We start from the raw sequence: 21873 nt of genomic DNA on the forward strand, positions 1-21873 counted from the left end.
TCACCGCATTTATGTGGCACAGATCACTGCTGCGGCTCGCCTTTCCACTTCGAAGTGGAAAACAACTCGCTACAAACAATTCCCCCCCAACGTTAGTTTTATTCCAGAGCCATTAACGGGGTAAGACCAGTGATTAACGGAGCGGTAATGAACGACGTTGGGGAACAGGCAGAGCAAACAGAACAGCTCGCGAACACCATGCTGCAGCAGGTTTATGCCCTGCTGGGTCGAAACAACATCATCCCCAATGCGGTACAGGAGCAGATGCTCACCTCCCACGTGCGCGCAATGGCGCACCGGTCCGTGACCGGCGAGCCGCTGCCGGAGGTTGAAGCAGAGCTGTTTGACGAAATTTCACCGGATTCAATGCGGCTCGCCCGTGAAGTGGTCGCGCAGTTTGGCAATCTTCCTGATGAAGAAGCCTGGCTGCTCTCCGTTCACTTTGAAGTCGCGAAAGACAACCTTTAAGGAGCAACACATGGAACAGATTACAGTCGTGATTGGCGATCGCCTGGGTAAAGGTCAGAAAGTGGCTGCCGGTGTGGAAAAAGCAGGTGGACGCGCGGTGGTTGTACCGGGCATGGCGGCGGACATGAAGCTCGGCGACGTGATGAAAGCGGAAAGCGCCACCTTCGGCATCTCCTTCTGCGGCAGCGGCGGCGCGGGTGCCATCACTGCCCAAACCAAATATGGCTACAAGGCCAAATACGGCATGCGTTCGGTGGAAGAGGGCGTGACCGCCATCAACGAAGGCTGCAACGTGCTGGGCTTCGGCTTTATGGATAAAGAAGAGCTGGGCGAGCGTCTGGTGCAGGCGTGGCAGAAGAAATACGGCGCATAAGCATGAAAGAACAGTTCACAACCACGGTGAGAGTGAAGGGCAAAGGCGACGCCAAAGCGCGCGCCTTTGCCGACGCGCTCAACCACGTTCAGGCCGCGGTGATGAAAGCCTCACCGCATATCTTACTGCGTATTGAGCCACAGGATGTGCAGGTCGTTCAGGCGCAAGAAGCGGTGCGAAAAGAAGCGTTTCTGTTCTTCTTTCTGCGCCGGGAAAGACGCACCTACAGCGTGGAGCTGGATGTGACCGTCAACGTGACCGCTATCAATCTTGACCAGGTGGATTTCGTCACGCAACGCTGATTATTCATAAAAGGGCAGACTGATGTTCTTAATTATATTAATAAAATCGCTCATCATTGGCGGCCTGGTTGGCGTCGGTGTCGGAGCCGGGGCTGCACGCATGTTTCATGCGCCTACCACTCAGGGTATGGGCGCGTTTCGTACGTTGGGGGAACTGAACTCCTGCGAAGGGGATCCGGCGTCCCACTTCTCCTTTGGGTTAGGTTTCTTCTTTAACGCCTGGGCCTCTTCCGTGGCCGCAGGTGCCTTCACACAGGACGTTGACCACCGCATCATCCCGAACTGGGGTGCTGCTGCACTGATGATCAAAAACCGTAACGTCGGCGAAACGCTGCACGACCCGCGCAAAATGGCAATTGCCTGCGGCGTGATTGGCATGCTCGTCGTCACCTTCCTGAACCTGACTGCCTCCTCCGTGCCGGCAGCGCTTCAGGTCACCGCCGTGAAGGTGCTGGTACCGGCGGCAAACCTGCTGGTGAACACCGTGATGCCGGTGATCTTCTGGCTGGCAGCTATCGACGCGGGTAAAAAATCGGGCTTCTGGGCCACCATCTTTGGCGGCGCGGCGCAGCTGATTATGGGGAACGCCGTACCGGGCCTGGTGCTGGGGATCCTGATCGGTAAAGGCGTGGAAGAGAGCGGCTGGAACCACGTCACCAAAGTGATGATGGTGGCGATCGTCCTGCTCTTCGTGCTGAGCGGCTTCTTCCGCGGCTTCGACATGAAGATGATCGAATCCTTCCATCTGACCGTGCCGAACTGGCTCGACATGATCCACAACTCGCTCAGCGGTAAATAACAGGAGCCTCTAAATGGAACAGAATAAAGGTTTTTGGTATGCCGACTGGTCGTTCCCGATCTTCGTTGGCCTGCTCTCCTCCGGCGTTTTCGCCGGGACGCACATGTACTACCTCTACGGCATCGGCGCGTTTAACGAAGTGGCCTTCGTGGCGATGCTGAAAGCGGGGATCGATACCGGGGTTTACGGCGCGGTGGCGGCGTTCGGCGCGAGCTTCCTGTTCGCCCGCATTATCGAAGGGTCGCTGGTGGGTATTCTCGACATCGGCGGCGCCATCCAGACCGGCGTGGGCCTCGGCGTTCCGGCGCTGCTGCTGGGCGCGGGCATCATGTTCCCGGTGACCAACTTCATTGCCGCGCTGATTACCGGCCTGGTGATTGGTCTGGCGATTGGCTACGTCATCATCCTGGCGCGTAAGTTCACCATCAACCAGAGCAACTCCACCTACGGTGCAGACGTGATGATGGGCGCGGGTAACGCCTCCGGCCGCTTCCTCGGGCCGTTGATTATCCTCAGCGCCATGACCGCCTCCATTCCTATCGGCGTCGGTTCCCTGCTGGGTGCGCTGGTGTTCTACATCTGGCAGAAGCCAATCACCGGTGGCGCGATCCTCGGCGCAATGCTGTTGGGCTGGCTGTTCCCGGTCGCCCTTTAATACCCGCGGGCGCTCAGGCGCCCGCCTTATCAGGAGATCCTCATGTTTGATTTACTCCTGCGCCGTGCGCGCCTTGCCGACGATACCCTGACCGATATCGCCATTCAGGACGGGAAGATCGCGGCGCTGGGCGAGATTAACGCCCCCGCGCATAAAACGGTTGAGCTGAACGGCGACGTGTTCGTCAGCGCAGGCTGGATTGACTCCCACGTTCACTGCTACCCGAACTCCCCGATTTACCACGACGAGCCGGACAGCGTGGGCATTGCTACCGGCGTCACCTCCGTGGTGGACGCGGGCAGTACCGGCGCCGACGACGTGGACGACTTCTATGACATCACCCGTAAAGCCTCCACCGAGGTGTTTGCCCTGCTGAACATCTCCCGGGTGGGGCTGATTGCCCAGAACGAACTGGCCAACATGGCGAATATTGACGCCGACGCGGTGAAGCAGGCGGTGAAGCGCCACCCTGATTTTATCGTCGGCCTGAAGGCGCGCATGAGCAGCAGCGTGGTCGGTGAAAACGGCATTACGCCGCTGGAGCGCGCTAAAGCCATTCAGAAAGAGAACGGCGACCTGCCGCTGATGGTGCACATCGGCAACAACCCGCCGAACCTCGACGAAATCGCCGAGCTGCTGAGTTCCGGCGACATCATCACCCACTGCTATAACGGCAAACCCAACCGCATTCTGACGCCCTCCGGCGAGCTGCGCGCCTCCATCACCTCCGCCCTGAAGCGCGGCGTGCGTCTGGACGTCGGCCACGGCACGGCGAGCTTCAGCTTTGAGGTGGCGAAACGCGCCATCGCGATGGGCATTCTGCCGCACACCATCAGCTCGGATATCTACTGCCGCAACCGCATCAACGGTCCGGTCGGCTCGCTGGCAAGCGTGATGTCGAAGTTTCTCGCCATCGGCATGTCCTTGCCGCAGGTGATTGACTGCGTGACCGCCAACGCCGCCGACGGCCTGCGCCTGGCGCGCAAGGGCCGCATCCAGCCGGGTCTCGACGCCGACCTGACGCTGTTCACGATTAAACGCCAGCCGACGGTGCTGACGGATGCCGAAAACGACAGCCTGCAGGCTGAACACATTCTGTTGCCGCTTGCCGCGATCCGCGCGGGCAAGGGCTATATGACCGAACAAGGGAGCACGGAACATGCCTTCGATTTATGAGAAGTACCATTTAAAGCAGGTTATCAACACCTCTGGCCGCATGACGGCGCTGGGCGTCTCCACGCCGCGCCCGGAAGTGGTGCAGGCGGCGATGGACGGCATGAATCACTATTTCGAGATGAAGGATCTGGTCAACAAAACCGGGGAATACATCGCGAAGCTGCTGGATGTGGAAGGCGCGACGGTGGTCTCCTGCGCGTCGGCGGGCATAGCCCAGTCCGTGGCGGCGGTGCTGGTCAAAGACAGCGACTGGCTGCTGGAAAACCTGCACGTGACCCCGATTGAGAACAACGAAATCGTCCTGCCGAAAGGCCACAACGTGAACTTTGGCGCGCCGGTGGGCACCATGGTGGCGCTGGGCGGCGGCAAGCTGGTGGAGGCGGGCTACGCCAACGAATGCTCCGCCGAACAGCTGGCGGCGGCGATCACCCCGCGCACGGCGGCGATCCTCTACATCAAATCGCACCACTGCGTGCAGAAAAGCATGCTCAGCGTCGAGCAGGCGGCGGTGGTGGCGCGCAAGCACGATCTCCCGCTGATCGTCGATGCGGCGGCGGAAGAAGATCTTCATGCGTACTACCGCTCCGGCGCGGACCTGGTGATCTACAGCGGCGCGAAGGCGATTGAAGGCCCAACCAGCGGGCTGGTGATCGGCAAAACCCAGTACGTTGAGTGGGTGAAGCGCCAGACGGCGGGCATTGGCCGCGCGATGAAGGTGGGCAAAGAGGGCATTCTTGGCCTGACCTGCGCCATCGAACACTACCTGACGGCGACCAAAGAGAGCGGGGCCGAGATGGTGGCGAAGATGACGCCGTTTATCGAGGCGCTCAACACCCTGAACGGCGTGACCGCGCGCGTGGTCTGGGACAGCGCCGGTCGCGATATCGCGCGCACCGAGATTAAGTTTGACGAAGCCGCAACGGGCGTCGGCACGGGCGATCTGGTGGCGAAGCTCAAGCAGGGCGAATATGCCATTTACTTCCGTGGCTACAAGGCCAACGAAGGGATTATCGAGGCGGACGTGCGCAGCGTGAATGCTGACCAGCTGAACATCGTGTACCGCCGCATTAGCGAAGTATTAGGACAGGAGAAAAAAGCATGAAACTGACCCCCAACTTTTACCGTGACCGCGTCTGCCTGAACGTGCTGGCAGGATCGAAAGCCAACGCCAGCGCCATTTACGAGGCGGCGGAAGGTCACGTGCTGGTGGGCGTGCTCTCCAAAAATTACCCGGACGTGGCGAGCGCCGTTGCCGATATGCGTGAATATGCCGCGCTGATTGATAACGCGCTCTCCGTCGGCCTCGGCGCGGGGGATCCGAACCAGTCGGCGATGGTGAGCGAGATCTCCCGTCAGGTGCAGCCGCAGCACGTCAACCAGGTCTTCACCGGCGTGGCCACCAGCCGCGCGCTGCTGGGGCAGAATGAGTCGGTGGTCAACGGCCTGGTCTCTCCAACCGGCACCGTCGGGATGGTCAAAATCTCCACCGGACCGCTGAGCAGCAACGCTCCGGACGGCATTGTGCCAGTTGAAACCGCGATTGCCCTGCTGAAGGATTTCGGCGGCAGCTCCATCAAATACTTCCCGATGGGCGGCCTCAAGTGCCGTGATGAGTACAACGCGGTGGCGGAAGCCTGCGCCCGTCACGACTTCTGGCTGGAGCCGACCGGAGGTATCGATCTGGAAAACTATGAGGAGATCCTGCAGATCGCCCTCGACGCGGGCGTGAGCAAAATCATCCCGCATATCTACAGCTCGATTATCGACAAAGCCAGCGGCGACACGCGCCCGGAAGACGTGCGTACGCTGCTTGCGATGACGAAGAAGCTGGTGAAGTAGTATCTGCCCTCACCCTAACCCTCTCCCAAAGGGAGAGGGAACTTTTACCTCCTCTCCCTTTGGGAGAGGGCCGGGGTGAGGGAAAACAAACCGCACAAATATAAAGGAGCCACCATGCACACCCGTACCCTGCTTGTTGCTTCACTCTCAATGCTCGCCACCGCCGCTATCGCCCAGCCGCAGTACGCCTGGGTGGGCACCTACAACCCCAACGGCGAAGGGCTGTACCGCTTTACCGTTGACCCGCAAAGCGGCGCGCTGGCGAATAAAACGCTGGTGAGCAGGCTGCCGAACGCCGCGCAGCTGGCCGTCTCGCACGACGGCAAAACGCTGTATCTGGCAAGTGAAGTGGAGCAGGGCGTGGTGCAGGCGCTGCGGGTGGGGGATAACGGCGCGCTGAGCGAGCTTAATCAGGTGGCCTCCGGCGGCGCGGGGCCGGTTTACCTGTCGCTGACGCCGAACGGTCGACATCTGCTGGTGGCTAACTATGTCAGCGGATCGATCGCCGTTTTGCCAGTCAACGCAGACGGCAGCCTGGGTGAGGCTACGGATAAACGTCAGGATCAGGGCGAACCGGGCGCGGCGAAGCCGGAAGCGGCTGTCGAAGGAAGCTTTGCCATCAGCGATCATAACGGCCCCCACGCGCACATGATCGCCGCCGATCCGAGCGGGAAATACGTGTTTTCCACCGATCTTGGGCTGGATCGCCTCTACCAGTACCGTTTTGACGATCGAACAGGGAAGCTGACGCCGAACGATCCGCCGTTTATCAGCGCCTCCTCAAAAGGCGCCGGGCCGCGCCACTTTGTCTTTACGCCAAAAGGCGATGCCCTGTGGCTGATTAACGAAGAGGCGTCTACGCTCACCCATTATACCGTGAACGCCAACGGCACCCTGAAAGAGGGCAAAACGCTCTCAGCCCTGCCGGAAGGTTACAAAGGCACCAGCTTTGCTGCCGGGCTCGCATTAAGCGCCGACGGTAAACAGCTGTATGTGGCTAACCGTTTGCATAACAGCATCGGGCACTTTACCGTAACAGCGGAGGGCACGCTGACGCATCAGGACGACGTGTGGACGCGCGGCGACTACCCGCGCACCCTGACGCTCGATAAGCAGGGACGCTGGCTGTACGTCATGAACCAGCGCAGCGACAACATTACCCGTTTCCGCGTCGGTCAGGACGGTAAGCTCAGCTTCGAGCCAGACTATACCCCGGTCGGCAGCCCATCCCAGATGGTCATTTCACCTTAAGCTGTAAGAGGACAAGCCCGTGCGATTTCCGAACCAACGTTTAGCGCAACTGTTCGATCTGTTGCAAAACGAGACGCTGCCGCAGGACGAGCTGGCGCAGCGGCTGTCGGTCTCCACGCGAACCGTCCGTGCCGATATCACCGCCCTGAACGCGCTGCTGGCAAGCCACGGTGCGCAGTTTATATTGAGCCGGGGCAACGGTTATCAGCTCAAAATTGATGATGCCCAGCGCTACCAGCAGCTGCAGGCATCCCACCCGCGCGCGCTGCGTATTCCCCGGACCGGGCCGGAGCGCGTGCACTATCTGGTGGTGCGTTTTCTCACCTCGGCATTTTCTCTTAAGCTCGAGGATCTGGCGGACGAGTGGTTCGTCAGCCGCGCCACGCTGCAGAGCGACATGGCCGAAGTCCGCGAGTGGTTTCACCGCTATAACCTGACGCTGGAAACGCGCCCGCGCCACGGCATGAAGCTGTTTGGCAGCGAGATGTCGACCCGCGCCTGCCTGACCGATCTGCTCTGGGAGCTGGCGCAGCAGGACAGCCTGAACCCGCTGGTGACCGACGTGGCGCTGAATGCAGGCGTGGCGGAGCAGATGGTGCCCGTGCTACACGAGGCGCTGACGCGTCATCACATCCGTCTGACCGACGAAGGCGAGCTGTTCCTGCGCCTGTACTGTGCGGTGTCGGTGCGGCGCATCAGCGAGGGCTATCCGCTGCCGGAATTCCATGCCGAAGACGTGGAAGAGAACGTGCGCGAGGCGGCGAAGGATATCGCCGTCACTATCCAGCAGCTGGCGGGCAAAGCGCTTTCACCTTCAGAGGAGAGCTGGCTCTGCGTGCACATTGCGGCGCGGCAGATCCAGGAGATAGCCCCGAGCGCCATTAACGCGGATGACGACGAAGCGCTGGTCAACTACATCCTGCGCTATATCAACACCCACTATAACTACAACCTGCTCAGCGACGCGCAGCTGCACGCTGACCTGCTCACGCACATCAAAACCATGATCACCCGCGTGCGGTATCAAATCATGATCCCCAATCCGCTGCTGGATAACATCAAGCAGCACTACCCGATGGCGTGGGATATGACCCTCGCGGCGGTGTCGAGCTGGGGCAAATACACGCCGTATGTGATCAGCGAAAACGAGATCGGCTTCCTGGTGCTGCATATCGGCGTCGGGCTGGAGCGTCATTACAACATCGGCTACCAGCGCCAGCCGCGGGTGCTGCTGGTATGCGACGCCGGGAATGCCATGGTCCGCATGATCGAGGCGGTGCTCCAGCGCAAGTACCCGCAGATTGAGGTGGCCCGCACGCTCACCCTGCGCGAGTACGAGCTGGCGGATTCCATCGGTGAGGACTTCGTGATTTCCACCGCCCGCGTGAGCGAAAAATCCAAACCGGTGGTGATGATCGCCCCGTTCCCGACCGATTACCAGTTAGAACAGATCGGCAAGCTGGTGCTGGTGGACCGCACCCGCCCGTGGATGCTGGATAAATACTTCGACGCGGCCCATTTCCGCATTATCGACAAGCCCGTTGACCAGCAAACGCTGTTCCGTGAACTGTGCGCGCAGCTTGAAGGCGAGGGGTTTGTCGGCGCGGAGTTCCTGGATTCTGTCGTCGAGCGTGAAGCCATCGTCAGCACCATGCTCGGCGACGGCATCGCGCTGCCGCACTCCCTCGGCCTTTTAGCGCAGAAAACCGTGGTCTATACCGTGCTCGCCCCGCACGGCGTTCAGTGGGGAGATGAAACCGCGCACGTCATCTTCCTGCTCGCCATCAGCAAAAGCGAATACGAAGAGGCGATGGCGATTTACGATATCTTCGTCACCTTCCTGCGTGAACGGGCGATGTCGCGGCTGTGTGGCTGCGGAGATTTTGCCGAGTTTAAGGCGGTGGCGATGGAGAGTTTGAGCCGGTTTTGAGGTAAGGGCGGACGGATAACATCCGCCTTTGTTCATCGCAAATGGTGCACAACCTGGTTGCTGCTGCCGCGCCAGATCAGGGCCGGGTCTTTTAAATCCTGCACGAACTTGCCGTCGACCAGGACGTTAATCAGATCCACTACTTCTCTTTGCTGCGCATTGAGTTCATCCAGCTTATATCCCGTCCAGACCCAAATATCTTTGCCTGCACATTCGCGGCGAATGCGTTTCACCAGCTTCAGGATATCCGGCACGTTTTGCGGGTGCAGGGGGTCGCCGCCGGAGAGGGAAATCCCCTGACGTTTGATGCGCGAATCGTTCAGGTCGTTGACGATCCGGTCTTCCATTTCGGCGGTGAACGGCATGCCGGAATTTAAGCGCCAGGTGCTTTTGTTATAGCAGACGGGGCATTCGTGGACGCAGCCTGAAACGAACAGGGTGCAGCGGGTGCCGGGGCCGTTGACGATGTCGACGGGGTAGTATTGATGATAATTCATAGCGTTAACCTGATGCCCTCACCCCGCCCCTCTCCCACAGGGAGAGGGAGAAAACCGGCGGCCGGCATAATAATGTGCTCGATCGGTTCCCTCTCCCTTGAGGGAGAGGGGTAGGGTGAGGGGGAGAACCCTGCGCAGAACTTACCCGATCTGCCCATTCCCCAAATGCTTCACGCGACGCTTCACCTCTTCCTGCTTGCCGGCGTTAAACGGACGCGCGTCCGGGCTGCCGAGATAGCCGCACACGCGACGGGTCACGGAGACGCGAGCCGCATCGTGGTTGCCGCATTTCGGGCAGGTAAAGCCTTTGCTCGTACACTCGAACTCACCGGTAAAGCCGCACTCGTAGCACTCGTCGATTGGCGTGTTGGTCCCGTAATACGGCACGTGCTGATAGCTGTAATCCCATACGTCTTCCAGCGCCTTCAGGTTGTGCTGAATGTTCGGGTACTCGCCGTAGCAGATGAAGCCGCCGCTGGCGATCGGCGGATAGGCCGCTTCGAAGTCGATCTTGTCGTACGGGTTCACCTTTTTCTCCACGTCGAGGTGGAAGCTGTTGGTGTAATACCCTTTGTCGGTCACGCCTTCCACAATCCCGAACTCGGCGGTATCCAGACGGCAGAAGCGGTCGCACAGGTTCTCGCTCGGCGTGCTGTAGAGGCTAAACCCGTAGCCGGTTTCCTCTTTCCACTGGTCTACCGCGTCGCGCAGGCGCTGAACAATCGCAATGCCTTTCTCACGCAGGGCCTCGCTGTCGTACATATGCGTATCGCCCGCCAGGGCGTTGATGGTCTCGTGAATACCGATATAGCCCAGCGAAATCGACGCGCGACCGTTTTTGAAGATCTCCGACACGTCATCGTCCGCTTTCAGACGTACGCCGCAGGCCCCTTCCATATAGAGAATTGGCGCCACGCGGGCTTTGACCCCTTCAAGGCGCGCGATGCGGGTCATCAGCGCCTTACGCGCCAGCTGCAGACGCTCGTCCAGCAGTGTCCAGAATTCCGCTTCATTGCCTTTGGCTTCCAGCGCGATGCGCGGCAGGTTCAGGCTGATGACGCCCAGGTTGTTGCGCCCGTCGTGGATCTGCTCGCCGTTTTCATCTTCGTACACGCCGAGGAAGCTGCGGCAGCCCATTGGCGTTTTAAACGAACCGGTCACTTTGACGACCTGATCGTAGTTCAGGATGTCCGGATACATGCGCTTGCTCGCGCACTCCAGCGCCAGCTGTTTGATGTCGTAGTTCGGATCGCCAAACTTGTGGTTCAGGCCGTCGCGAATGGCGAATACCAGTTTCGGGAACACCGCCGTTTTGCGGTTTTTACCGAGGCCGGAAATGCGGTTGCGCAGAATGGACTGCTGGATCAGGCGCGATTCCCAGCTGGTGCCCAGACCAAACCCGAAGGTTACAAACGGCGTCTGGCCGTTGGCGGTATGCAGCGTGTTCACTTCATACTCCAGCGACTGGAAGGCGTCGTAGCACTCTTTCTCGGTGCGGGAGTGCGCATAGCCGTCGGCGTCCGGGATCTGCCACTCTTCGGCCGTTTTACGATGCTTGTTGAAGCTTGCCGTCACGAACGGGGCCAGCACTTCATCAATGCGGTTAATCGTGGTGCCGCCGTAAATATGGCTGGCGACCTGAGCGATAATCTGCGCGGTGACGGCGGTGGCCGTGGAGATTGATTTAGGCGGTTCAATCTCGGCGTTACCCATTTTAAAACCGTGGGTCAGCATGCCTTTCAGGTCGATCAGCATGCAGTTGAACATCGGGAAGAACGGCGAATAGTCGAGATCGTGGTAGTGAATTTCACCACGCTCGTGCGCCGACACCACGTCGCGCGGCAGCAGGTGCTGACGGGCATAATGTTTGGCGACGATACCGGCCAGCAGGTCGCGCTGGGTCGGGATCACTTTACTGTCTTTGTTGGCGTTTTCATTGAGCAGGGCGGAGTTGGTCTGCTCCACCAGGCCACGGATCTCCTGGTTCAGACGACCGCGCTTCTCACGCTGCACGTCACGATCGTGACGGTACTCAATGTAGGCGCGCGCCAGCTGCTTGTAGGGCCCCGCCATCAGCTGGTTCTCAACCGCGGTCTGGATCTCACTGATATCGACCTGGCTGCGTTCGTTCATCTGGCTGCTAACGACTTCTGCGACGGTGGCGCAGTAATCTGCGTCATCGACTCCCGCTGCTTTAGCTGCACGCAGAATGGCTTCCTGGATGCGCTCTGATTTAAACGGCACTTTACAGCCATCACGTTTCATCACATGCGGTGTCATGATCACTCCATTTTTTGAAAACAGGTTATCCACAGAGGTGGAGAAGTAATAACCGGGCATATTCCCCGCCGGGCCAAAGACTTCCCGCGTTCCCAGCTCGTGTTATCCACAATTCCGGCCAGCGTAAGCGCCGTCTTGTTGTTGGAATAGTAGACGATAAATACAAGATGTTGGGTCGGCGTGCATTTTAAGTGCTACATATAGTGATTTGCATCAAACATGTTTGCGATTTATTTGATGCAGAACAAAGTAAAAAGACGAGAGTACAAACGACGGGCGCTACAGCGATTGTAAAGGCGCGAGAGAAAAATCTGATTATTTACTCAACAAAAACAGTAAAGTAAGCCGGGTGCTGAGCCGCACCCGGTAGAGAGAATTACTGCTGCAACCACCAGACGGCTTCAAACGGACGCAGCGACGTCGTTTGCGGTGCCGGGTAGTTACTCATCACCACCTGCGACCTATCGCTGAGAGCGTCTGTCTGCCATTCCTGCGGCGTATTACTCAGGTTCGCCGCCACCATCAGCGTCTGCCCCTGCCACTGACGACGGTAGCACCAAAGAGAAGGATGTTCCGGCAGAAGATCCTCATAATCTCCCCACGTCAGCACCGGCAGGGTTTTACGCAGGCCGATCAGCGACTGGTAGGTGTAGAACACCGAATCCGGGTCGTCGAGCGCGGCGCGGGCGTTCACCGTCTCGTAATTGTCGCAGACGCCAATCCACGGCTCGCCCTCGGTAAAGCCCGCATTGTGCGAAGCGTCCCACTGCATTGGGGTTCGCCCGTTATCGCGGGACTTACTCGCCAGAATCGCCAGTAATTCATCCGGTTCGCGGCCGTTGGCGCGTAGTTCTGCGAACATGTTCAGGCTTTCCACGTCGCGATAGTCGGTGATGCGGCTGAAGTGCGGGTTGGTCATCCCCAGCTCCTCGCCCTGGTAGATATACGGCGTGCCCTGCATGCCGTGCAGCACCATGCCGAGCATCTTCGCGGCCTGTACGCGGTATTCCCCTTCGTCACCAAAGCGCGACACGATGCGCGGCTGATCGTGGTTACACCAGAACAGCGCGTTCCACGCCCTGTTGTGCATCCCCTGCTGCCAGTGGCGGAAGAGGGTTTTCAGCGCCACAAAGTCCGGCTTCGCCTTCGTCCATTTTTCGCCGCCGGGGTAGTCCACCTTCAGGTGGTGGAAGTTAAAGGTCATCGACAGCTCGCGTCCGTCGAGCGAGGCGTACTGCTGGCAGTTCTCCAGCGAGGTCGAGGACATCTCGCCCACCGTCATCAGGTTGCGCGGGGTGAAGACGTCGCGGCTCATCTCCTGCAGATATTCGTGAATGCGCGGCCCGTCGGTGTAGAAGCGGCGGCCGTCTCCGGTGTTGTCGTCCGGGAAATCCTGATCTTTCGAAATCAGGTTAATCACGTCGAGACGCAGGCCGTCGACGCCGCGATCGGCCCAGAACTCGCACACCTTTTTCAGCTCGGCGCGCACTTCTGGGTTCTCCCAGTTGAGATCCGCCTGCTCCGGGGCGAACAGATGCAGGTAATACTGCTCGTTCTCGGCGTGCCAGCGCCAGGCGTTGCCGCCAAACTTGGAGCGCCAGTTGTTGGGAAGCTGCTCCGGCGTGCCGTCGCGCCAGATGTAGAACTGGCGGTACGGGCTCGCTTTGTTCAGCGACTCGCGGAACCAGGCGTGCTGCGTGGAGGTGTGGTTAAACACCATATCCAGCACGATGCGGATGCCGCGCTCGTGCGCCCGGGCAACCAGCTCGTCGAAATCATCCAGCGTGCCGTAAGCCGGGTCGATGGCGGTGTAATTCGCCACGTCGTAGCCGTTATCCACCTGCGGGGAGATATAAAACGGCGTCAGCCAGATGGCGTCGATGCCGAGGGTTTTCAGGTAGTCCAGCCGCTGCGTCACGCCGCGCAGATCGCCGGTGCCGCTGCCGGTGGTATCCTGGAAACTCTTTGGGTAAATCTGATAGATGACGCCGTTCTGCCACCAGTGAGGAAGGGTATTCATAATGCGTTCCTGCAAATGCGAAGGGGCGCAACTGCGCCCCGAAAGAAGAAGTTAAACAATCTGCAGCGAGCCCTGACGGAACTTACGCTGGTAAACCACGGTGGTGAGCGCCATTGGGACGATAATCGCGATGGCCATCGCCAGGGCAAACACCTGCCAGTAAGCCGGCTGGATGGAGAGAATGCCCGGCAGGCCGCCGACGCCAATCCCGTTCGCCATCACGCCGTTCAGACCACACACCAGGCCCGCCAGACCGGAACCGATCATCGCGCAGAGCATCGGGAAGCGGTATTTCAGGTTGATACCGTACATCGCCGGTTCGGTGACGCCGAGGTAAGCAGAGATGGCTGCCGGAACGGAGATCTCACGCTCGTTGTGCTTGCGGCTGACGATGATGATGCCGGTGACCGCCGACGCCTGTGCAATATTAGACAGGGCGATAATCGGCCAGACCGGCGTGCCGCCGAGGCTCTGGATCATCTGCATATCAATGGCCAGCGTGGTCTGGTGCACGCCGGTGATCACCAGCGGGGCGTACAGGAAGCCAAACAGCGCGGCACCGATTGGCGCAAAGCTGCCGGTCATCAGGTGACGCACCGCGAAGGCCACGCCGTCGCCGATCATGCGGCCAAACGGACCGATAAAGGCGTGCGCGAGGAACACCGCCAGGATCAGCGAGCAGACCGGCACCACCACCAGGTAGAGATAATCCGGCACGATGCGCTTCAGGCGCGTTTCAATAAAGCCCAGCGCCAGACCCGCCAGCAGGGCCGGAATGACCTGCGCCTGATAGCCCACTTTGGCAATGGTAAACAGGCCGAAGTTCCACACCTCAGGCACCTGCTGACCAAGTAAGTAAGCGTTCATTAACTGTGGAGAGACCAGCGTGACGCCCAGCACGATACCGAGAATCGGCGTGCCGCCCATTTTGCGCACCGCGGACCAGCAAATCCCGACCGGCAGATAGAAGAAGATCGCCTCGCCAATCAGCCACAGGAAATCGTAAACGGTTTTCAGCGCCGGATACATCTGCGCCAGGGTTTTGCCGTCGCTCATCGGCACATCGCCGATGACGTTACGGAAGCCTAAGATTAAGCCCCCGCTGATCAGCGCGGGCAGCAGCGGGAAGAAGATCTCCGCGAAGTGGGAAATCAGCTGCTCGTGCCACTTCATATTCTGGCGCGCGGCCTTCTTCGCCTGCTCTTTATCGGCAGAAGAGTGCCCGGTTGTCGCCAGCAGAGCCTGATAGTAATCGCCCACTTCGGTACCAATAACGACCTGGAACTGCCCGGCGTTGGTGAAGCAGCCTTTGACCATGGAAAGTTCTTCAATGGCCTTCGGGTTGGCTTTGGCCGGATCGTTCAGCACGAAGCGCAGGCGGGTAATGCAATGGCTGACGGTAGCGATGTTTTCGCGTCCGCCGACCAGGACGATCAGCCGATCGATATCTGCTTGTTTGACTTTACTCATCATGAAACCTCATGACAGATGGTGAGGGGTGTAATGACCTGAGCGCAAGCCTACTCCTTCAGCGTGACGGCGAAAATGGGAACGTTCCCGAAATCAGGCGAAGATCACAATAATCTGTTTTAGAGGGGTTACGAAAGGTGAGCGGGAATGACGATCTGACGAGGCTCTGAACGCCCGTTTATCTGCTCGATAAGCTGTGCTGCGGCCTGTCTGCCGGACTCGGCGTAGCCCGGATCGACGGTGATGATCTCCGGGTGCAGGAACTTCATCAGCGGCGTGCTGCCGACGCTCGCCACCTGCAGATTATCGATGCGCTGCTCCTGCAGATATTTGCTGGCACCCAGCGCCAGGGTATCCGTGGCGCACACCAGCGCCGTGGTCTGCGGCGTAAGAACGCTGGCGGCCTGCTCGTAGCCCTGCTTCATGCCCAGCCCCGGCAGGGAGGCCACGGCGGAGAGGTTGTGCTTTTTGCAAAAGGCCAGATAGGCCTCATGCCGACGTTTGCCGGTGGTGACGTCCGCGTGCGGGACGCCGAGGAAGCTGATGTGACGATGGCCCTCGTCAAACAGGCGCTGCATCAGGGTGATAATCGCGCCCTCATCGTCGTAGCAGACGGAGGCAAACCCGTGTGCATCGCGCGCCAGCAGCACCAGCGAAGGCTGCCAGGGTTTCAGCATCTCGTCCTTAATGCCGGTAAAACCGAACAGCACCACGCCATCAATGTTGCGCCGCTGGAGCATCCCCAGATGCTCTTCAACCAGCTGCACAGAGAACTGGCTCTCCATCATGATCGGATCATACCCCTGCTCATAGAAGGCGGGCAGCATGGTCTGCACGGCGAGATTTTCAGACAGAGAGTCCAGACGCGAGACAATGATGGCGACGACTTTGTCACTCTGCCCGCGCATGGCGCGCGCGGAGCGGGAAGGGGAAAACCCGTGCTGATTCATTACCGCCTCAACGCGCTCGCGGGTGCGTTCGCTAACGCCGCTTTCGTTGTTCAGCACGCGTGAGACGGTCGATTTCCCCACGCCGCTTAAACGCGCGATGTCTTTAATCGTAAGGCGGTTCTGCATGCTGTATTCCCTGTAACAACGACGATGTAGTGAATTGAGCCTAATGCTATAGCGCGATTTCGCTATGGGCAAAGTCTGGTTTACGTTCGGTTTATTTGCAGGGGGGTATAATACCGCCCGAATCGTCATAAAGGGTATGCCTAAATCCCTGTACTGCGCGGCGACACCCTACTTTTTACTTACCGGAGGCTTCATGGATCCCGATCCCACACCTCTCCTGAACGGGAGAATGCGTTCTTTCCGGTAAGCCAGCTTTTGCTGTCTCACCGGCGTGAGGCAGCAACGTCTTAAACGTTCCTGCTTGAAAAATTGAGTGCCTCTCAGGTACGGCTTTGCCACGCCTGAAGGAATTGCTGCGTCCGCCCAGGCGGATGCGGAGGAATGACTATGTTTAAAAATATCACCCGGCAGCTGCAGGCCCTGCTGAGCCGCCACCTGCCACACCGTCTTGTTCAGCGCGACCCGCTGCCAAACGCCAAAAACATGGCGGGGGCGGCGATCCCCGCGTCCCTGACCGAACGCTGCCTGAACGTGGCGGCGATGGATGAAAACGAAGTCTGGCGCGCGTTCGGCGGACACCCGGAAGGGCTAAACGCGGCCGAAGTGGAAAAAATCCGCGCCGTGCACGGCGATAACCAGATCCCGGCGCAGAAGCCGTCTCCGTGGTGGGTGCACCTGTGGCTTTGCTACCGCAACCCGTTCAACCTGCTGCTGACCGTGCTCGGCCTCATCTCCTACGCGACGGAAGATCTGTTTGCCGCAGGGGTGATTGCCCTGATGGTGGGCATCTCCACGCTGCTGAACTTTATTCAGGAGGCCCGCTCCACCAAAGCGGCGGACGCCCTGAAGGCGATGGTCAGCAACACCGCGACCGTCTCGCGCGTGATTAACGATCTCGGCGAAAATGCCTGGGTGGAGCTGCCTATCGACCAGCTGGTGCCGGGCGATCTGGTGAAGCTGGCCGCGGGGGACATGATCCCGGCGGATTTACGCATTATCCAGGCGCGCGATCTGTTCGTCGCTCAGGCCTCCCTGACCGGGGAATCCCTGCCCGTTGAAAAGGTAGCGCGCAGCCGCGACCCGCAGCAGATGAACCCGCTTGAATGCGACACCCTGTGCTTTATGGGCACCACGGTGGTCAGCGGCACCGCGCAGGCGATTGTCACCGCCACCGGGGGCAACACCTGGTTTGGTCAGCTTGCCGGGCGCGTCAGCGAGCAGGAGAGCGAGCCGAACGCCTTCCAGAAAGGGATTGGCCGCGTCAGCATGCTGCTGATCCGCTTTATGATGGTGATGACGCCGATCGTGCTGCTGATCAACGGCTACACCAAAGGCGACTGGTGGGAGGCGGCCCTGTTTGCGCTCTCCGTGGCCGTTGGCCTGACGCCGGAAATGCTGCCGATGATCGTCACCTCCACGCTGGCGCGCGGGGCGGTGAAGCTCTCTAAACAGAAAGTGATCGTCAAACACCTCGACGCCATTCAAAACTTTGGCGCGATGGACATCCTCTGCACCGATAAAACCGGCACCCTGACGCAGGACAAAATCGTGCTGGAGAACCACACCGATATCTCCGGCAAAACCAGCGAGCGCGTCCTGCACAGCGCGTGGCTGAACAGCCATTACCAGACCGGGCTGAAAAACCTGCTCGACGTCGCGGTGCTGGAAGGGGTGGACGAGGAGTCCGCCCGCACGCTCTCCGGCCGCTGGCAGAAGGTGGATGAGATCCCGTTCGACTTCGAGCGCCGCCGCATGTCGGTGGTGGTGAGCGAGCAGACGGACGTGCACCAGCTGATCTGCAAAGGGGCGCTGCAGGAGATCCTCAACGTGTCGACGCAGGTTCGCTATAACGGCGACATCGTGCCGCTGGACGACACCATGCTGCGCCGCATCAGGCGCGTCACCGACAACCTGAACCGTCAGGGGCTGCGCGTGGTGGCGGTCGCGAGCAAGTTCCTGCCCGCGCGCGAGGGTGACTATCAGCGTATCGACGAATCCGATCTGATCCTCGAGGGTTACATCGCCTTCCTCGATCCGCCGAAAGAGACCACCGCGCCGGCGCTGAAAGCGCTGAAGGCGAGCGGTATTACCGTCAAAATTCTCACCGGCGACAGCGAGCTGGTGGCGGCCAAAGTGTGCCATGAAGTGGGGCTGGACGCGGGCGACGTGGTGGTGGGAAGCGATATTGAGCACCTGTCCGACGACGAGCTGGCGAAGTTTGCCCGGCGTACCACGCTGTTTGCCCGCCTGACGCCGATGCACAAAGAGCGCATCGTCACCCTGCTTAAGCGTGAAGGGCACGTGGTGGGCTTTATGGGCGACGGCATCAACGACGCGCCCGCGCTGCGTGCGGCGGACATCGGTATCTCCGTCGATGGTGCGGTGGATATCGCCCGCGAAGCGGCGGATATTATCCTGCTGGAAAAGAGCCTGATGGTGCTGGAGGAGGGCGTGATCGAAGGGCGCCGCACCTTCGCCAATATGCTCAAGTACATCAAGATGACCGCCAGCTCCAACTTCGGTAACGTCTTCAGCGTGCTGGTGGCGAGCGCGTTTCTGCCGTTCCTGCCGATGCTGCCGCTGCATCTGCTGATCCAGAACCTGATGTACGACGTGTCTCAGGTAGCGATCCCGTTTGATAACGTCGACGACGAGCAGATCCAGAAGCCGCAGCACTGGAACCCGGCGGATCTCGGGCGCTTTATGCTGTTCTTTGGGCCTATCAGCTCCATCTTCGACATCCTGACCTTCTGCCTGATGTGGTTTGTGTTCCACGCCAACACCCCGGAACACCAGACGCTGTTCCAGTCCGGCTGGTTCGTGGTAGGTCTGCTGTCGCAGACGCTGATTGTGCACATGATCCGCACCCGCCGTATTCCGTTCATCCAGAGCCGCGCCGCGTGGCCGCTGATTGTGATGACGGGCATTGTGATGGCGCTCGGCATCGCGCTGCCGTTCTCGCCGCTGGCAGGCTACCTGCAGCTTCAGGCGCTGCCGCTGAGCTACTTCCCGTGGCTGGTGGCGATCCTCGCGGGCTATATGGTGCTGACGCAGATGGTGAAAGGATTCTATGCGCGTCGGTATGGGTGGCAGTAATTTTTTACCCTCACCCTAACCCTCTCCCTGAAAGGGAGAGGGGACCGCTCGGTGTCGCCTTTCACCCTCGCTCCTTTGGGGAGAGGGGGCTGGCTTTCCTCCCAAATTCAACAACCTGTGATCTCCGTCGGCGCATTCGCTTGACGACAAATTGAGCGCATGTTAACAGAATGTTTTGCCTTTATTTGGCCCGTCAGATAAGGAACATTCATGTTACGGTACAGTCTCTTAACCGCCGGGCTGATGCTCGGCGCCTCTGCGTTTGCCGCCCCGGCAGGCGATCTCCCTTTGATGCCCTGGCCTGCGAAGGTCGAACGCACGACGACCCAGGGCGTGCTGGTGCTCAGCAACAACGTATCCATTAGCGTCAGCGGGGACGATCTCGGTGACGCCGTCAACCGCCTGCGCCAGCGCATCGCCCTGCAAACCGGCTGGACGCTGCAGCCGCAGGCTGAAAAGCCAGACAAACCGACCATCCGCATCGCGATTGCCAAAAAGGTCAAGCCGCAGCCGCTGCCGGACAGCGATGAAAGCTATAGGCTCACGGTGGATGCCGACGGCGTCGATATCTCCGCCAACACCCGCTTCGGCGCGCTGCGCGCCATGGAAACGCTGCTCCAGCTGATGCAGAACGGGGCGGAAAACACCTCGCTGCCGTGGGTCACCATTGAAGATTCGCCGCGCTTCCCGTGGCGCGGGCTGCTGCTCGACTCGGCGCGTCATTTTATTCCGCTGCCGGATATCAAGCGCCAGATCGACGGCATGGCCGCGGCGAAGCTCAACGTCCTGCACTGGCACTTAACCGACGATCAGGGCTGGCGCTTCAGCTCGAAGCGCTACCCTAAGCTGACGCAGCTTGCCAGCGACGGACTGTTCTACACGCCTGAACAGATGCGTGAAGTGGTGCGTTACGCCGCCGAGCGCGGTATCCGCGTGGTGCCGGAGATCGACATGCCGGGCCACGCCTCGGCGATTGCCGTAGCCTATCCGGAGCTGATGAGCGCCCCGGGGCCGTACGCCATGGAGCGCCACTGGGGCGTGCTGAAGCCGGTTTTAGATCCCACTAAAGAGGCAACCTACGCCTTTGCTGACGCGATGGTCAGCGAACTGGCGGCGATCTTCCCCGATCCGTATCTGCATATCGGCGGCGATGAGGTCGACGACAGCCAGTGGAAAGCGAACGCCGCGATCCAGAACTTCATGCGCGACAACAGGCTGGCGGACAGCCACGCGCTGCAGGCGTATTTCAACCGCAGGCTGGAAACGATCCTTGAGAAGCATCACCGGCAGATGGTCGGCTGGGATGAGATCTATCATCCCGACCTGCCGAAAAGCATTCTGATCCAGTCCTGGCAGGGGCAGGACGCGCTGGGGCAGGTGGCGCAAAACGGCTACAAGGGCATTCTCTCGACCGGTTTCTATCTCGACCAGCCCCAGTCCACCGCCTATCACTACCGCAACGAAATTGTCCCACAGGGGCTGAACGGCGTGGATGTGATTGCCGACACCGACAGCGTCCAGAGCTGGGCCTTCTCCATGCCGCGCCTGAAGGGCAAGCCGGTAGAGGGGAGTTTTACGCTGGTGAAAGGGGATTCAGGCTGGCGCGGGTTTATTGATTTTGCCGGGAAATCCCGCCGCGCGGTGCAGGATATTGAATGGCGTGACGACAGCCAGGTGACCTTCACCGTCGACACGTGGATGGGCGAGACGCGCCCGGTGGTTTCCGTCGATAACGATAAACTCACCGGCTATTTCCTGGTGGGGAATACGCGTTATCCAATCAGCGGCACGCGTCTGGACGCGGTGCCGAAAGGCATTCCGCCCGTCGTGCCGGACGTGGCGAATCAGGCCAACCTGCTCGGCGGGGAAGCCGCGCTGTGGGCGGAAAACGTGGTGGCGCCGGTGCTGGATATCCGCCTGTGGCCGCGCACCTTCGCGGTGGCGGAGAGGCTGTGGTCCGCGCAGGACGTCAACGACGTCGACAACATGTACACCCGCCTGCAGGCGATGGACAGCTGGTCGACGGTGTCTGTCGGGCTGCAGCAGCATACCCAGCAGCAGGTGCAGTTCACGCGCCTCGCCGGTAATGCCGACACGCTGCCGTTGCAGATCCTTGCTCAGGCTGTAGAGCCCGCGCAGTATTACACCCGCCAGCACCTGAAGTTCCAGGCGGGAAATTATCATCAGTTCGAACCGCTCAACCGCTTCGCCGATGCGCTGAACGCCGAAAGCGCCACCGTGCGCCAGATGAACAAATGGGCGGACCGCCTGGTGAGCGATGCGGAAGACGCGGAAAGCGCCGACGCGCTGCGCCACGTCTTTAACCGCTGGCAGAGCAACACCAGCGACGCGCTGGCGCTAAGCGAAAACAGCTATCAGCTGAAGGCGATGAAGCCGGTGATCCAGGAGGTGGATAAGCTGGCCTCCATTGGCCTGAGGCTGACGGATCTGGTGGCGCGGCAGGGCACGCTGGATGATAAAGAAATAGCGTCAATTCAGAGCGAGCTGGATAACGCAGCGAAGGTTAAGGACGAGGTGGTGATTGCGGCGGTCTATCCGCTGGAGACGCTGCTCAGGGCGACGCGGAATCAGTAGCAAGCAACAAAAAAGGCAGCCTGGGCTGCCTTTTTTTATCGCCAAC

At 59.9% G+C, this 21873-nt stretch carries 17 protein-coding genes; 12 read left to right on the top strand and 5 right to left on the bottom strand.

Translation table 11 applies throughout. The annotated features are described in order from the left end of the window. The first annotated feature begins 129 nt into the window (after nucleotides 1-129). The 10 genes from QMN93_RS09695 (at nucleotide 130) to QMN93_RS09740 (ending at nucleotide 8793) form a co-directional block, all read left to right on the top strand. Nucleotides 130-468, top strand: coding sequence for a glycine dehydrogenase (locus QMN93_RS09695; protein WP_155739949.1), 339 nt, complete (start codon nucleotides 130-132; stop codon nucleotides 466-468). Nucleotides 469-478: 10 nt separating this feature from the next. After that, nucleotides 479-841, top strand: coding sequence for an SFCGS family glycine-rich protein (locus tag QMN93_RS09700; RefSeq protein WP_094935143.1), 363 nt, complete (start codon nucleotides 479-481; stop codon nucleotides 839-841). A 2-nt stretch (nucleotides 842-843) separates the two neighbouring features. Beyond that, nucleotides 844-1143, top strand: a complete 300-nt coding sequence (locus QMN93_RS09705) for a DUF4312 family protein (protein WP_006810338.1) — start codon at nucleotides 844-846, stop codon at nucleotides 1141-1143. Nucleotides 1144-1165: 22 nt separating this feature from the next. Continuing rightward, on the top strand, nucleotides 1166-1942 hold the full coding sequence (locus QMN93_RS09710) for a DUF4311 domain-containing protein (RefSeq protein WP_119917027.1): 777 nt from the start codon (nucleotides 1166-1168) through the stop codon (nucleotides 1940-1942). 13 nt (nucleotides 1943-1955) lie between these two features. Continuing rightward, a complete protein-coding gene (locus QMN93_RS09715; protein WP_023310183.1) occupies nucleotides 1956-2597 on the top strand; it encodes a DUF4310 family protein in 642 nt (213 codons plus the stop codon). A 42-nt stretch (nucleotides 2598-2639) separates the two neighbouring features. Beyond that, nucleotides 2640-3773 carry an amidohydrolase/deacetylase family metallohydrolase gene (locus QMN93_RS09720; RefSeq protein ID WP_193138799.1) on the top strand — a complete coding sequence of 378 codons (1134 nt, stop codon included), beginning with the start codon at nucleotides 2640-2642 and terminating at the stop codon, nucleotides 3771-3773. Beyond that, nucleotides 3757-4875, top strand: a complete 1119-nt coding sequence (locus QMN93_RS09725) for a DgaE family pyridoxal phosphate-dependent ammonia lyase (protein ID WP_193138800.1) — start codon at nucleotides 3757-3759, stop codon at nucleotides 4873-4875. Before QMN93_RS09720 ends, QMN93_RS09725 begins: the two co-directional genes overlap by 17 nt. Continuing rightward, nucleotides 4872-5612, top strand: coding sequence for a KDGP aldolase family protein (locus QMN93_RS09730; RefSeq protein ID WP_033144496.1), 741 nt, complete (start codon nucleotides 4872-4874; stop codon nucleotides 5610-5612). The genes QMN93_RS09725 and QMN93_RS09730 overlap by 4 nt, the downstream gene beginning before the upstream one ends. A gap of 114 nt (nucleotides 5613-5726) precedes the next feature. Next, on the top strand, nucleotides 5727-6863 hold the full coding sequence (locus QMN93_RS09735) for a lactonase family protein (RefSeq protein ID WP_064673138.1): 1137 nt from the start codon (nucleotides 5727-5729) through the stop codon (nucleotides 6861-6863). A gap of 19 nt (nucleotides 6864-6882) precedes the next feature. Then, nucleotides 6883-8793, top strand: a complete 1911-nt coding sequence (locus tag QMN93_RS09740) for a transcription antiterminator (protein WP_193138801.1) — start codon at nucleotides 6883-6885, stop codon at nucleotides 8791-8793. 32 nt (nucleotides 8794-8825) lie between these two features. Here QMN93_RS09740 and nrdG read toward each other — a convergent pair whose 3' ends face one another. The 5 genes from nrdG to treR form a co-directional block, all read right to left on the bottom strand. Beyond that, nucleotides 8826-9290, bottom strand: a complete 465-nt coding sequence (gene nrdG, locus QMN93_RS09745; RefSeq protein WP_193138802.1) for an anaerobic ribonucleoside-triphosphate reductase-activating protein — start codon at nucleotides 9288-9290, stop codon at nucleotides 8826-8828. 141 nt (nucleotides 9291-9431) lie between these two features. Continuing rightward, on the bottom strand, nucleotides 9432-11570 hold the full coding sequence (nrdD, locus tag QMN93_RS09750) for an anaerobic ribonucleoside-triphosphate reductase (protein ID WP_032662478.1): 2139 nt from the start codon (nucleotides 11568-11570) through the stop codon (nucleotides 9432-9434). Between the two features lie 376 nt (nucleotides 11571-11946). Next, a complete protein-coding gene (gene treC / locus QMN93_RS09755; protein ID WP_193138803.1) occupies nucleotides 11947-13590 on the bottom strand; it encodes an alpha,alpha-phosphotrehalase in 1644 nt (547 codons plus the stop codon). Nucleotides 13591-13641: 51 nt separating this feature from the next. Next, nucleotides 13642-15060 carry a PTS trehalose transporter subunit IIBC gene (gene treB, locus QMN93_RS09760; RefSeq protein WP_029739268.1) on the bottom strand — a complete coding sequence of 473 codons (1419 nt, stop codon included), beginning with the start codon at nucleotides 15058-15060 and terminating at the stop codon, nucleotides 13642-13644. A 128-nt stretch (nucleotides 15061-15188) separates the two neighbouring features. Beyond that, nucleotides 15189-16136, bottom strand: coding sequence for a trehalose operon repressor TreR (treR, locus tag QMN93_RS09765; protein WP_047174646.1), 948 nt, complete (start codon nucleotides 16134-16136; stop codon nucleotides 15189-15191). A 387-nt stretch (nucleotides 16137-16523) separates the two neighbouring features. Here treR and mgtA point away from each other — a divergent pair, with 387 nt between their 5' ends. Then, nucleotides 16524-19232, top strand: coding sequence for a magnesium-translocating P-type ATPase (gene mgtA / locus QMN93_RS09770; protein WP_264884778.1), 2709 nt, complete (start codon nucleotides 16524-16526; stop codon nucleotides 19230-19232). A gap of 210 nt (nucleotides 19233-19442) precedes the next feature. Continuing rightward, entirely contained in the window at nucleotides 19443-21827 is a 2385-nt protein-coding gene (locus tag QMN93_RS09775) for a beta-N-acetylhexosaminidase (RefSeq protein WP_193138805.1), read from the top strand. Nucleotides 21828-21873 lie beyond the last annotated feature (46 nt).

This window comes from Enterobacter sp. R-1.6.2 (assembly GCF_035064085.1).
Classification (GTDB): Bacteria; Pseudomonadota; Gammaproteobacteria; order Enterobacterales; family Enterobacteriaceae; genus Enterobacter; species Enterobacter asburiae_B.